The sequence below is a fragment of the Oceanicaulis sp. MMSF_3324 genome, assembly GCF_030733545.1.
Lineage (GTDB): Bacteria > Pseudomonadota > Alphaproteobacteria > Caulobacterales > Maricaulaceae > Oceanicaulis.
This window is the reverse complement of record NZ_JASHIU010000006.1, coordinates 73,145-86,651: the sequence shown is the minus strand read 5'-3', so window position 1 is coordinate 86,651 and position 13,507 is coordinate 73,145. Positions and strand designations below refer to the sequence as shown.

The 13,507-nt window shown below is 61.5% G+C and carries 14 protein-coding genes; all 14 read right to left on the bottom strand.

Annotation, left to right across the window (positions count from 1 at the left end; genetic code table 11):
* Positions 1-56: 56 nt before the first annotated feature.
* The 14 genes from RBA95_RS07715 to tpiA all read right to left on the bottom strand — a co-directional run bounded on the left by RBA95_RS07715 (position 57) and on the right by tpiA (position 13,450).
* Positions 57-746, bottom strand: coding sequence for a hypothetical protein (locus RBA95_RS07715; protein ID WP_306016282.1), 690 nt, complete (start codon positions 744-746; stop codon positions 57-59).
* Positions 747-839: 93 nt separating this feature from the next.
* Positions 840-2,288 carry a dihydrolipoyl dehydrogenase gene (lpdA, locus tag RBA95_RS07710; protein WP_306016281.1) on the bottom strand — a complete coding sequence of 483 codons (1,449 nt, stop codon included), beginning with the start codon at positions 2,286-2,288 and terminating at the stop codon, positions 840-842.
* Positions 2,289-2,343: 55 nt separating this feature from the next.
* A complete protein-coding gene (locus RBA95_RS07705) occupies positions 2,344-3,717 on the bottom strand; it encodes a pyruvate dehydrogenase complex dihydrolipoamide acetyltransferase (RefSeq protein WP_306016280.1) in 1,374 nt (457 codons plus the stop codon).
* Positions 3,718-3,729: 12 nt separating this feature from the next.
* On the bottom strand, positions 3,730-4,161 hold the full coding sequence (locus tag RBA95_RS07700) for a hypothetical protein (RefSeq protein ID WP_306016279.1): 432 nt from the start codon (positions 4,159-4,161) through the stop codon (positions 3,730-3,732).
* An 11-nt stretch (positions 4,162-4,172) separates the two neighbouring features.
* Positions 4,173-5,591 (bottom strand): pyruvate dehydrogenase complex E1 component subunit beta, encoded by a 1,419-nt coding sequence (locus RBA95_RS07695; protein ID WP_306016278.1) that lies wholly within the window; start codon positions 5,589-5,591, stop codon positions 4,173-4,175.
* Between the two features lie 5 nt (positions 5,592-5,596).
* Positions 5,597-6,625: a pyruvate dehydrogenase (acetyl-transferring) E1 component subunit alpha gene (gene pdhA, locus RBA95_RS07690; RefSeq protein ID WP_306016277.1), complete on the bottom strand. Its 1,029-nt coding sequence runs from the start codon at positions 6,623-6,625 to the stop codon at positions 5,597-5,599.
* 130 nt (positions 6,626-6,755) lie between these two features.
* Positions 6,756-7,088 carry a septum formation initiator family protein gene (locus tag RBA95_RS07685; RefSeq protein ID WP_306016276.1) on the bottom strand — a complete coding sequence of 111 codons (333 nt, stop codon included), beginning with the start codon at positions 7,086-7,088 and terminating at the stop codon, positions 6,756-6,758.
* 176 nt (positions 7,089-7,264) lie between these two features.
* The gene (eno, locus tag RBA95_RS07680) at positions 7,265-8,542 is read right to left on the bottom strand and encodes a phosphopyruvate hydratase (RefSeq protein WP_306016275.1); all 1,278 of its coding nucleotides are present in this window, start codon (positions 8,540-8,542) and stop codon (positions 7,265-7,267) included.
* 170 nt (positions 8,543-8,712) lie between these two features.
* Entirely contained in the window at positions 8,713-8,895 is a 183-nt protein-coding gene (rpmF, locus tag RBA95_RS07675) for a 50S ribosomal protein L32 (protein WP_022699538.1), read from the bottom strand.
* A 111-nt stretch (positions 8,896-9,006) separates the two neighbouring features.
* Positions 9,007-10,635: a CTP synthase gene (locus RBA95_RS07670; protein WP_306016274.1), complete on the bottom strand. Its 1,629-nt coding sequence runs from the start codon at positions 10,633-10,635 to the stop codon at positions 9,007-9,009.
* A gap of 71 nt (positions 10,636-10,706) precedes the next feature.
* Positions 10,707-11,087, bottom strand: coding sequence for an MAPEG family protein (locus RBA95_RS07665; protein ID WP_306016273.1), 381 nt, complete (start codon positions 11,085-11,087; stop codon positions 10,707-10,709).
* 73 nt (positions 11,088-11,160) lie between these two features.
* Positions 11,161-11,580 carry a preprotein translocase subunit SecG gene (gene secG / locus RBA95_RS07660; protein ID WP_306016272.1) on the bottom strand — a complete coding sequence of 140 codons (420 nt, stop codon included), beginning with the start codon at positions 11,578-11,580 and terminating at the stop codon, positions 11,161-11,163.
* A 53-nt stretch (positions 11,581-11,633) separates the two neighbouring features.
* Positions 11,634-12,638 carry a response regulator receiver protein gene (locus RBA95_RS07655; RefSeq protein WP_306016271.1) on the bottom strand — a complete coding sequence of 335 codons (1,005 nt, stop codon included), beginning with the start codon at positions 12,636-12,638 and terminating at the stop codon, positions 11,634-11,636.
* Positions 12,639-12,712: 74 nt separating this feature from the next.
* Entirely contained in the window at positions 12,713-13,450 is a 738-nt protein-coding gene (tpiA, locus tag RBA95_RS07650) for a triose-phosphate isomerase (protein WP_306016270.1), read from the bottom strand.
* Positions 13,451-13,507: the final 57 nt, after the last annotated feature.

Sequence of the window (13,507 nt, the reverse complement as noted above, 5' to 3'; positions counted from 1 at the left end):
CACAAAGGGCGACCCGCAATGCGAGCCGCCCTGTCCTTCAAGACTGCCTGTTTAGATTAGAACTCGCGGCAGCCCTCTCCATTGCGGGGCTCATAGACCACCATGTCCGCACTCAGGCCTGATGGCAGATCCGGCATGGAATCCGCCCTCACCCGCAAGACATCGCCCAATGAGGCGCCGCGCGCGATGATCACTTCATGGGCGCACACATCACCGCCCGCCGCCAGATGACCTTCCAGGATCAGACGTGACCGGTCAGCGCGCGCACGGCCCAGGAAATTGCGATCCCGGCCCGCGCCGGCAAAGTAGACCGGCGCGGCGTGATCACCGCTCAGGGTCATGGACCCGGCGTTCGCCCGCAGGGTTTGCGCATAACGCCCGTCCAGATTCGCATTACCGGCATTGACCTCGACCGGGCCCAGATAAACGCCTTCTAGGTCTGCGGAGCCGGCATTGATCTCGCTCGCCCCGGTGACCTGAGCGTCAATCTCGACACTGGCGCCATTGGCTTCGAGGTCCCCGCCGATCTCGGCGCGCACATCCACAGACGCGCCGTTCATCTCGACCCAGCCGCCGACACGCCCTTCGAGCGTGATGGCGGCGCCGTTCATTTCGACATTGCCGTCAGTATCCACGGTCCGGCTGCCCGCCAGTCCGTCAAACGTGGTCGTCGGTCCTTCGGTGGCCTGCACACAGCCGGTCAGCATCACCACGCTCAACACCGCGCCCAAACTCGTCCGCACCATTGTGTCTCTCCCAAATCTGGTCGCCGCCCGGAAAGACGGCCTCTGACCCTAGATGCGACCCGGTGCAGTCTTGGATGCAGCCTTGCGCAAATTTTAGCTGTTCAGCACGCGTCCATATGCATCCAGCACGCTTTCCTTCATCATTTCAGAGAGCGTGGGGTGCGGGAAGACCGTATGCATCAGCTCTTCCTCGGTGGTCTCAAGCCCCATGGCCACGACAAAGCCCTGGATCAGCTCGGTCACTTCCGCGCCCACCATGTGCGCGCCCAGAAGTTCGCCGGTCTTCTTGTCAAAGATGGTTTTGACCAGGCCATTGTCCTCGCCAAGCGCGATCGCCTTACCGTTGGCGGAGAAATTGAACCGGCCCACGCGAATATCGTAGCCGGCCTCCTTGGCCTGGGCTTCGGTCAGTCCCACCGAGGCCACTTGCGGATTGCAATAGGTGCAGCCTGGAACATGGTCCTTGTTCATCGGGTGCACGCCCTCGACTCCGGCGATCTTCTCGACGCATATCACGCCCTCATGCTCGGCCTTATGCGCCAGCATGGGCGGACCGGCCACATCACCGATCGCATAGAGACCGTCCACATTGGTGCGGCCATAGCCGTCGATCACCACACAGCCGCGATCGGTCTTCACGCCCAGATCTTCCAGGCCGAGATTTTCGATATTGCCCTGGACTCCGACGGCGGAGATCAGGCGGTCCGCCTTGATCTTTTCCGTTTTGCCATCAGCGGTCTCAACATGGGCGGTGATGGCGTCCTTGTGCTTTTCAACCTTGGACACCTTGGCGCCGGTCATGATGTTCAGACCACGCTTTTCAAGCGCCTTGCGCGCGATCTTGGCCACTTCAGCGTCCTCGACCGGCATGATCTGGTCCATCAGTTCGACCACGGTCACATCCACGCCCATGGAGCGATAGAAGCTTGCGAACTCGATGCCGATCGCGCCCGATCCCATCACCACTAGCGATTTGGGCAACGCCTTGGGTTTCATGGCCTCGAAATAGGTCCAGATCAGCTCGCCATCGGGCTCGATCCCCGGCAGGGCTCGCGGACGCGCGCCTGTCGCGACAATGATATGCTTTGCCGAATACGTCCCCTCGCCCAGCGTGTTCTTGGGCTGCGGGTGCTGGGGTTCAACGGCGGGTTTCGAGGGCTTTGAGACCTTGATCTCACCCGGCTTGGTCAGCTTGGCCTCGCCCCAGATCACGCTGATCTTGTTTTTCTTCATCAGCATGCCGACACCGCCGTTCAGGCGACCAGACACCTTGCGAGAGCGATCCACGACCGCCTCCACATCCGGTTTCATCTCACCGTCCAGCACCAGGCCATAGGATTTGGCGTGATTGGCGTGATCGAGGATTTCCGCGGACCGCAGCAGGGCCTTTGTCGGAATACAGCCCCAGTTCAGGCAAATGCCGCCCAGATGCTCGCGCTCGACAATCGCGGTCTTCAGCCCCAGCTGCGCCGCCCGGATGGCGGCCACATAGCCGCCCGGTCCGCTGCCGATAATGATGACATCAAAGCTGTTTTCCGACATGGGGCTCTCCGGCGCGGTGTTTGGGATAAGGAGGCGTTGAAGAAGAGGACCGCGCTTACATCAGCATGGTCATCGGATCTTCGATGAAGCCCTTGAAGGCGGACAGCCAGCGCGCGCCGTTGGCGCCATCCACCACGCGGTGATCGCAGGTCAGCGTCACCGTCATCACAGTCGCCTTGGCCAGTGCGCCATCGGTGATCACCGGCCGCTCCTCGCCCGCGCCCACGCTCAGGATCATGCCCTGGGGCGGGTTGATGATGGAGGCGAAGGAGGAGATGCCGAACATCCCGAGATTGGACAGCGAGAACGTCCCGCCCTGATATTCTTCGGGCTTGAGCTTGCGATCGCGGGCGCGCGTAGCGAGGTCCTTCATTTCGGTGGAGATTTGCGACAAGCCCTTCTGGTCGGCATCCTTGATGATCGGGGTGATCAGACCGCCCTCGATCGCCACAGCGACGGACACGTCGGCATGCTTGTGCATCGCGATGCGGCCATCCTCGATCCAGCTGGCATTGGCTTGCGGCACTTTCTTGAGCGCCAGGCCCGACGCCTTGATCAGGATGTCATTGACCGACACCTTCACGCCTTCGGGCGTCTTGGCGTTGATCTCCTTGCGGAATTTCAACAGCGCATCGAGGCGGCAATCCACATTGAGCGGGAAGTGCGGAATATCGCGGAAGCTTTCAGACAGGCGCTTGGCGGACACCTTGGTGATGCTGTCCGCTTTCTTGATCTCATAGCGATCCGCGCTGATGCCATATTGCGCCAGCGGCTCGTTCTCATCCACCGGTTTGGACGGCTGGGATTTCGGCGCGTCGGATTTCGACGCGGCCTTGTCATCGGATTTGCCGACGCCGGACTCCTTGGCCTCTTCGATATCGCGTTTGACGATCCGGCCTTTCGGACCGGACCCTTCGAGCGCCTTGAGGTCGAGCCCTGCATCCTTCGCCATGCGGCGCGCCAGGGGAGAGGCCTTGATGCGCTCGCCATCATCATCAGAGCCGGCCGTCGGAGCCTCGGACTTGGAGTTTGACGACGTGTCGGCCTTGCTCTCGGACGCCTTGGTGTCGGATTGATCCTTGGAGGAAGACGTGTCGGTGTCTTCTGAAGAGTCATCCCCGGCGTCAGCCGATGATGCGCCTTCAGCGCCCTTGGGCTCATAGCCGTCCAGCGCGCTCTCATCCTCGCCGTCTTCGAGCAGCAGGCCGATGGGCGCATTGACCTTCACGCCTTCGGTCCCTTCATCAACCAGGATCTTGCCGATTACGCCTTCATCCACGGCTTCGACTTCCATCGTCGCCTTGTCGGTCTCGATCTCGGCGATCACATCACCGGAATTGACCTGGTCGCCCTCTTTCACCGTCCATTTGGACAGCGTGCCCTCTTCCATGGTCGGCGACAGGGCGGGCATCAGGATTTCGATGGGCATCAGAAGGCTCCGTCAAGCAGATCCGCTGGCCTGCGCTTTCGAGCGCAGCGTCGAGCGGGCGAAAAAGGTCAAGAAGAACAGCGCGATGTAGACGACTACCAAAGCCCCGTTCATCGAATTCTGGATCAGCTCGTCAACACCTGTGAGGGCGTTGTCCAGCGCCGCCTGCCCAGTGGGCGAGAGGCCGACCGTTTGATCAAGCTCGATCAGGGTCTGGACAAAGCCATCGTGTATGCGTTGCGAGCCGTAGGCGACGCGCCCGAGAAAGGCGAGCACCAGGGTAAGAAAGAAGAAGGAGAAGAGCCTGAGCCCGAAGCCGGCATGGCGCAGGAAGACCCAGACCGCGACGACATAGGCCGACACCACCGTGAAGAAGACCTGGACCCCGTTCAAAAGGATGTCCTGGTACTCCACCATCTGTTCGATGACATCGGCCTCGGTCATGGCGGCGGTTCCTACTCCACGTAGCACACCTGCTTGGCGGCCTTGATGATGTCCTCCACGCCCGGCAGCGACAAGGCTTCAAGGTTCGCGGCATAGGGCAGCGGCACGTCTTCCTGGAAGACCCGGGTCGGCGGCGCGTCGAGATAGTCAAAGGCGTCCATGGTGACGCGCGCGGCGATTTCCGCGCCGACGCCATGCTGGCCCCAGCCCTCTTCCGCACAAACGATGCGGTTGGTCTTCTTGACGGACTCAATGATGGTGTCGGTGTCGAGCGGGCGCAGGGTGCGCAGATCGATCACCTCGGCCTCGATGCCCTCTTCGGCCAGCTTTTCAGCCGCTTGCAGGGCAAAGCCCACCATGCGCGAATGCGCGGTGATGGTGACGTCAGAGCCTTCGCGACGGACCTTCGCCTTGCCGATGGGCAGGACGAAATCGTCCATGTCAGGGATTTCGAAGGTCTCGCCGTACATCAGTTCGTGTTCCAGGAACACGACCGGGTTCGGGTCGCGGATGGCGGCCTTGAGCAGCCCCTTGGCGTCCGCCGCATCATAGGGCGCGATCACCTTCAGACCCGGCACATGGGCATACCAGCTCGAATAATCCTGGCTGTGCTGCGCGCCGACACGAGACGCTGCGCCGTTCGGACCGCGGAAGACCAGGGGGCAGCCCATCTGACCGCCGGACATGTACAGCGTCTTGGCGGCCGAGTTGATGATGTGGTCGATCGCCTGCATGGCGAAGTTGAAGGTCATGAACTCGACGATAGGCTTGAGCCCGCCAAAGGCTGCGCCAACGCCCAGACCGGCAAAGCCGTGCTCGGTGATCGGGGTGTCCACGACGCGCTGATCGCCAAATTCCTCAAGCAATTCACGGGTTACCTTGTAGGCGCCCTGGTATTGCGCGACTTCCTCACCCATCACGAAGACGGCGTCGTCAGACCGCATTTCCTCAGCCATCGCGTCGCGCAGGGCGTCACGGATGGTGATCTCTTTCATCTTGGTCCCTTCGGGGATATCAGGATCAGCGAGGGTCTTGCCCTTGGGTTTTTGCGGCGCGTCGGCCTTGGGCTCTGATTTCGCTTCAGACTTCGGCGCGTCTTTCTGGTCAGCCTTTGAGTCTTCACCGGACGCCGCGGATTCTTCGCCCGAGGCTTCGGGATCATAGCCCTCAAGGGCGCTGTCATCTTCGCCCTCTTCGAGAAGGATGGCGATGGGCGCGTTGACCTGAACGCCTTCAGTTCCCTCATCGACGAGCAGTTTGCCGACCTTGCCCTCCTCGACGGCCTCGACTTCCATCGTCGCCTTGTCGGTTTCGATCTCGGCGATGACATCGCCGGAATTGACCTGGTCGCCGGGTTTGACGTTCCACTTCGCCAGCGTGCCTTCTTCCATGGTGGGAGACAGGGCGGGCATGAGCACTTTGATTGGCATGTGACTTAACCCTCGATCAGAACGTCGGTGTAGAGCTCGGACGGATCGGGTTCCGGGCTGTCCTTGGCGAAGTCGGCCGACTTGTTGACGATGGCCTTGACCTCTTTGTCCATCTCCTTGAGCGCGTCCTCGTCAGACCAGCCCTTCTCGAGGATGATCTTGCGCGCCAGATCGATGGGATCCTTGTGGTCGCGAATGTCATTGACCTCGTCGCGGGTGCGGTATTTCGCGGGGTCGGACATGGAGTGGCCGCGATAGCGATAGGTCTTCATCTCGAGAATGAACGGCCCCTCGCCCGAGCGCGCATGCTCGACGGCGCGCTTGGCGGCGTCATAGACGGCGGTGACGTCCATGCCGTCCACTTCCTCGCCCGGAATGCCGAACGACGCGCCGCGCTTGTGCAGATGCGTTTCCGAGCTGGCGCGGGCGACGGATGTGCCCATGGCGTACTGGTTGTTCTCGATGATGTAGACGACCGGCAGGTTCCAGAGCTTGGCCATGTTGAAGCTCTCATAGACCTGGCCCTGGTTGGCCGCGCCATCGCCGAAATAGGTCGCGCAGACCTTCTTGTTCTCTTTGTACTGGTTGGAGAAGGCCAGCCCGGTGCCGATCGGCACCTGGGCGCCCACAATGCCGTGACCGCCAAAGAACTGTTTGTCGCGGGAGAACATGTGCATGCTCCCGCCCTTGCCCTTGGAATAACCGCCCTCGCGTCCGGTCAGCTCGGCCATAACCCCGTTCGGATCCATGCCGGTGGCGAGCATGTGGGCGTGGTCGCGATAGCCGGTGATGACCTGGTCGCCCTCTTCCAGCGCGCCCTGCACGCCAACCACAACCGCTTCCTGGCCGATATAGAGATGACAGAAGCCCGCAATCAGGCCCATGCCGTAGAGCTGGCCGGCCTTTTCCTCAAAGCGGCGCATCAGCAGCATGTCCTTGTACCAACTCATCAGCTGGTCTTCGGTCACGTCGGTTTTCTTGTTGCGCGCGGAGTTGGATTTGCTCGCAGCGCCGGAGGAGCGTTTCGTCGCCATATATTTCACATGCGAACCAATAAGCTCGCACTCCCTGTTGACGTCAGGTGAGCCTTTAACAGGGATGATAATATGCCGTAAAGCGCATAGATTATGTTGCGCGTGCGAACAATTAACTGTGAACGGAGATTCAGCCGCCGTGATCGGGCTGCGCGCCGCGGTCGATCTGCACGACGATCTCGTCCGGATGGGCAAATCTGAGGACGGCGCGGGCGCGCTCTTCCAGATAATCCACGTCGACCGAACCGTCCGGCCCTTCAGCCTTCAGACGCGCAACGCGATCTTCCATCTGAACACGGGTTGAGCGCACCTCGGACAACTCGGCTTCAGCCGCCGAGATCTGCGCCTGAATGCGCAAATGATTGAGATAGCCCTGCTCGCCATGGAGCGCGTGATAGCTGAGATAGCCGATCACAAGTGCCAACCCAATCAAGGGGATGAAGCGCTTCAGCACCTTCATCATAACCCATCCATCCACCGTCCGCCTTTTGCGGATCGTTCATGGGGGATACTACGCAAACTCAGTAAAGGAAGCGTTAGGCCGAATCAAAAAGTGCTGATTCGTTCCCGTTTGACGGGAAATACAAAAACGGCCCGGATTACTCCGGGCCGTTGTGTAGAACCGACTGCACCTGCAAGTTAGCCGGCGGCAATGGCCGTCCGTCCCGCATATATAGCGGCGTCGCCGAGCTCGGCCTCGATGCGCAGGAGCTGGTTGTACTTCGCCGTACGGTCCGACCGGGCCAGCGAGCCGGTTTTGATCTGACCGCAGTTCAGCGCGACGGCGAGGTCGGCGATGGTCGTGTCCTCGGTCTCGCCAGAGCGGTGGCTCATCACCGCGCCATAGCCCGAACGCAGCGCCATCTCGACCGCATCCATGGTTTCCGACAGGGTGCCGATCTGGTTGACCTTCACCAGCAGCGCATTGGCCGCGCCGACTTCAATGCCGTGCGCCAGGCGCTCGGGATTGGTCACGAACAGATCGTCGCCCACCAGCTGCACATCACCGTCCAGCATGGAGGTGACGGCCTTCCAGCCCTCCCAGTCATCCTCGGCCATGCCATCCTCGATGGAGATGATCGGATAGGCCGAGGCCAGCTCCTTGAGGTATTCGGCGAATTCGTCGGAGGTGCAGGTACGGCCCGCGCCTTCCATGACGTACTTGCCGTCCTTGAAGAACTCGGTGGACGCCACGTCGAGCGCCAGGGTGACGTCGGAACCCGGCTCATAGCCGGCGGTCTCGATCGCCTTCATGATGGAGTCAAGGCAGGCTTCCGCGCTCTTGAGGTCCGGCGCGAAACCGCCCTCATCACCCACATTGGTGTTCAGGCCGTCTGCCTTCAACTGGGACTTGAGGGCGTGAAAGATTTCCGCCCCGCAGCGCAGCGCCTCGGAGAAGGTCGCCAGGCCGGTCGGCATGATCATGAATTCCTGAAAATCGACCGGATTGTCCGCATGGGCGCCGCCATTGAGGATGTTCATCATCGGCGCGGGCAGGACGCGGGCATTGGCGCCGCCCACATAGCGATAGAGCGGCAGGCCAGAGGCTTGCGCCGCCGCCTTGGCGGTCGCAAGGGACACACCCAGAAGCGCGTTGGCGCCCAGACGCGCCTTGTTCTCGGTGCCGTCCAGGCCGATCAGGATTTCGTCGATCGTGCGCTGCTCACGGGAATCGATGCCGGCGATGGCTTCGAAAATCTCCGTCTCGACCGCAGTCACGGCTTCGAGCACGCCCTTGCCTTTGTAGCGGTCGCCGCCATCGCGCTTTTCAACCGCTTCATGCGCGCCCGTGGAGGCGCCTGACGGCACGGCGGCGCGGCCCATGGAGCCGTCTTCAAGGAAGACATCCACTTCAACTGTCGGGTTGCCCCGGCTGTCGAGGATTTCACGGGCGGCGATATCGACGATGGCGGTCATGGCGCGGAGGTCCTTTTGATCGGATCAAGCCGCGCATCCCCTGCCCGGCTCGTGAGCTTTTCATGCGCGCTTCTTAAACGAGGCCCGCAAATGCGAAAAGCCCTGCACCGGGTCTGGTGCAGGGCTTTTTCTGTCAGACTGCGCGCCAGGAATGCGGCGCGGCGTCCGGCTTAGTCGTCCTGGCCATCCAGGACCTGACGACCGCGATACATGCCGGTCTTCAGATCGATGTGGTGCGGACGGCGCAGTTCGCCGGAATCCTTGTCCTCGATGTACGCCGTCGTGCCGATGGCGTCGTGCGCGCGACGCATGCCGCGCTTGGACTTGGTGACTTTATGCTTAGGGACCGCCATCGGTCTCTCCTTAAGTTCTCAAACGCGAATGACTCGTGATCGCGCAAAGCGGACTTTGTGCGAGTGAGCCGCGGGCTATACCGGTTTGCGCGCCCTGATGCAACAGGTCTGTTACACCAGACGACTATGTTCCTTGGCCGCCGCCACAAAGCTTGCGAACAGCGGGTGCGGATCAAACGGACGCGACTTGTACTCGGGATGGTATTGCACGCCGATGAACCAGGGATGGTCGGCATACTCCACGATCTCGGGCAGAACCCCGTCCGGCGACAGGCCGGAGAACACCAGGCCGGCTTTTTCAAGCTGGTCCTTGTAGGCGATGTTCACCTCATAGCGGTGACGGTGACGTTCATGGATCGCGGCCTGGCCGTAGATCTCACGCACCTTGCTGCCCTCTCTGAGAGCCGCCGGGAACGCGCCCAGACGCATGGTGCCGCCCAGATCGCCGCCTTCATAACGGTGGACGATCTCGTCATCCTTCACCCATTCGGTCAGAAGACCGACCAGCGGGACCTTCGGGTCCCCGAATTCAGAGGAGCTGGCGCCGTCCAGGCCCGCCAGATTGCGCGCCGCCTCGATCACCGCCATCTGCATGCCGAAGCAGATGCCGAAATAGGGAATCTTGCGTTCACGGGCAAAGCGAGCTGCAGCGATCTTGCCTTCCGCGCCACGCTCGCCAAAACCGCCAGGCACCAGAATGGCGTGCACATCCTCCAGCTCGGTGAGATTGTCCTCATTCTCGAACTGGCTGGCGTCGAGCCACTTGACCTTGACCTTCACCCGATTGGCGATACCGCCATGGTTGAGGGCCTCGAGCAGCGATTTATAGGCGTCCACGAGCACCGTGTACTTGCCGACCACCGCGATGGTGACTTCGCCATCGGGGTTGTTCACGGCTTCGGAAATGCCGTTCCAGATGGTGAGATCCGGAGACGGTGCATCTTCCATGCGGAAACGCTCGAGCACGACCTTGTCGAGCCCCTGCCCGTGATATTCGAGCGGCACATCATAGAGTGAGGCCGCGTCGCGGCCCTCGATGACAGCGTTCTCGGGCACATTGCAGAACAGGGCGATCTTGCGCTTGTCGCTGGGGTCGATCGGAATCTCGCACCGGCACAGCAGGATGTCGGGCTGGATACCGATTGAGCGCAGCTCTTTCACCGAGTGCTGGGTCGGCTTGGTCTTCATCTCGCCGGCCGCCTTGATGAAGGGCAGCAGCGTGACATGGATGAAGATGGCGTTGTCGCGGCCCAGCTCCTGACCGAGCTGACGGATCGCCTCGAAGAACGGCAGGCCTTCGATATCGCCCACCGTTCCGCCGATCTCGCACAGGACGAAATCCACATCGCCGGCGTCAGACAGGACGAAATTCTTGATGGCGTCGGTGACGTGCGGAATCACCTGCACGGTCGCGCCCAGATAATCGCCGCGACGCTCGCGCTCGATGATCTCGGAATAGATGCGGCCCGTGGTGATGTTGTCGCTCTGATGCGCCGAAACGCCGGTGAAGCGCTCGTAATGGCCCAGATCAAGATCGGTCTCGGCCCCGTCATCGGTGACGTAGACCTCGCCATGCTGGTAAGGCGACATCGTGCCCGGATCCACGTTCAGATACGGGTCGAGTTTACGCAGACGGACTTTATACCCGCGCGCTTGCAAAAGCGCGCCGAGTGCGGCTGAAGCGAGGCCTTTACCAAGGGAGGAGACCACGCCGCCGGTTATGAAAATGTATCGCGGCATGGGCGGACTGCTTAGCGCAGAATCGTCGCCGACAAAAGCGCCTGATCTGACACTCGCCGTGGAAATCGCGGTTAAGCGCTGTTGAGCATGCGGACGAGGAAAATCACCCACATCCCGCAAAGCGCCAGAAAATTGATTGAAAACACCATTCCCCGCAGCACCACATTGCCTGTCAGGGTCTGAACCAACGTATGCGCCAATCGTCCGGCGACAAATACCCACGCCAGTGCAAGCTGCGCTGTCAGCGGATCACCCGCCAGCACCAGCGCCAGGATCAGCATGTGAAAGAAAGGCGGCGCTTCAAACTGATTGCGCAAATTGGCCGCCACGCGCGCACCCCGACCCTGATCCGCGTCAGGATGCGCAAAATCGTCATAGCGGTTGCGCCGGGCCAGCACGGCCGCAGCGCGCTCTATCGTCAGCCACAGATACAAAAAGGCCGTCAGCGCCAAATGGGCGGCTGACGGCCAGAGCAGTGAGGCGGCGGGGTCAAGCAAGTCAAACATTGCAAGCCCCGGTCACCTATCAGTTCGGCAGTTCAGGCTCGGCCGGAGCATCGCTCGGCTCATCCGCGGTCGGCGCATCATCCGATTCCGGTTCCGCCGGAATCTCGTCCGTCGGGGCCAGGACGTCGGCATCGACGCCCTCCATCGTGCCGAACGGCAGATCGGAATTGGTCTGGGTTTCGCCCACACGATCAATAACCGAGCCGGAGGTGGCGGTGACGCCGGAGATGATCGCCAGCAGAATCGAATTGCCGATGAAGAGTGCGCCCAGGATCATCGTCACCCGGGTCAGCAGATTGGCCGCCCCGCGGCCGCTCATCATGCCGCCAGGGCCTCCGCCGCCAATGCCCAAAGCCCCGCCTTCAGAGCGTTGCATCAGGATCACCCCGGTCAAGGCAGCGGCGATAAGAACGTGAATGATCAGAAGGACAGCAGTCATTGCGCGGCGTTTCCGAATAAACTGGGTTCAGCCCGCGCGAGGACCGCAACGGACTAGTTGGCCGCGCGTTTTAGCTCAGCTGGAGGCTGAGCGCCACCTTCCACCTGTATCTTGCGTTTCGAGGCTGCAGCCATGCGCTTTTGAAGGGCTTCCGCCGCCTTGGCCATCTCTTCTTGCGACCGCTCCATGCCGTCATCACCGGCATAGGCCACATAAGCCGCCATGGAGAGTTCCTTGGCCAGAGACAGGTTGGCGTGCGTCAGGCCGGCCTGTTCGCGCAGCTCCTGGGACACATCCACAAGCGCCTTGGCGACACGGGAGGCTTCGCTGGAGCGGAACTTGGCCATGCGCGCCCGCAGTTCGCGCGCGCTGTTTTCAAATTCGGACAGATCGATCGCCGGTTGGCGACCCACCTTCATTTCCCGCATGCCGGCTTCAGCGCCCACAATGATGCGCATGCAGAGCCGACGCAGGCGTTCGCCTTCGACGGTGCGCTGGGCCTCGTCAATCCAGGCATGCGCTTTTTGCAGGGCTTCATGATCATTGGTGACGACCGCCTTGAGCACGTTGGGCGCTTCGATCGGCTTGACAGCCCCGTCCCCGCGTTCCTTGTCTCGGCGCCGATCCGGTCCGATGTAATCACTGGTCACGATGAACGGCTTGCGCGCGCGGATCAGCGTTCGAACCCGATCCTCGACAAAACTGTTGGAAAGCGGACGGATCAGCAGATCGTCTGCGCCGCAGCCGATGGCGCTGCGCACGAGATCCGCATCACGGCGCCAGGAGGTCAGCAACAGGGCGACGAAGGGATTGTTGGACAGTTCGCCCGACCGGATGGCGCGCACCATGCGGAACACTTCCGCTTCGTGATCGGCGGTTTCCGCAATGATCAGATGAGGCGCGTCGTCCTGAACGATACGGCGCAGCTCAGACAGAGTGTTGAGCTGGAAAATATCGCGAAAACCAATCTCATGCAGCGAATACCGCGTGGTGCGTTGGTTGACGGATACCGGATCGTAGAGCGCCACGCTCGCGCGGCTGTAATCAATGTCGCTCATTCACCACCCCGCCTGTTGATCAGGCCAATTCCTTATTGGAGGGGTGACCGTAAATATAAACTCTGAAGAACGCCTTACCGGAGCGTACGAATGATAGAGGCGAACTGATCGGGCTTTAAACTGGCCCCGCCGATCAGGCCGCCATCAACATCAGATTGGGACAGAAGCGCCTCTGCATTACCGGGATTCATGGAGCCGCCATACAGGATTCGAAGCAGATCCGAATCTGCGCCAGGCCAGGCGGTCCGGAGCGCAGCATGCATGGCCTGCGCATCCTCGGGCGATGCGGTCCGCCCGGTCCCGATCGCCCAGACCGGTTCATAGGCGATGACAACCGCACCGGCGTCGCACTCGGGCGTGCTGGCGCGCAATTGCGAGACGACCACGGCCTCGGCCTCTCCCGATTCGCGCTGTTGGAGCGTTTCGCCAACACAGATGATCGGGACCAGCCCGGCCTCCAAAGCCGCCTCGGCCTTGGCGCGCACAAGGGCGTCTCCTTCTCCATGGTCCGACCGACGCTCGCTATGGCCGACAATGACATGGGAGCATCCCAGGTCCGCTAGCATGGCGGCGCTGATGTCGCCCGTATGTGCGCCGGACTGCGTTTGAGCGCAGTCCTGACCGCCCAGCATCAGCCAGTCCGGTTTCGCCGACGCCATGGCTGACAACAATGTCGCTGGTGGGCACAACAACACGTCCGCAGCGGGCGCATCGGGATGCGCATCGACAAGCGCTGACAGGAAGTCGCGGTCCTTCTGCAGGCCGTTCATCTTCCAGTTGCCCGCCACCAGCTTGCGCCGCATCATCGCCATCCCCGCATGTCCGTGTTTGTTCTTGAGCCGCTGCAATCGAGCGGCGCGCTGGGATAG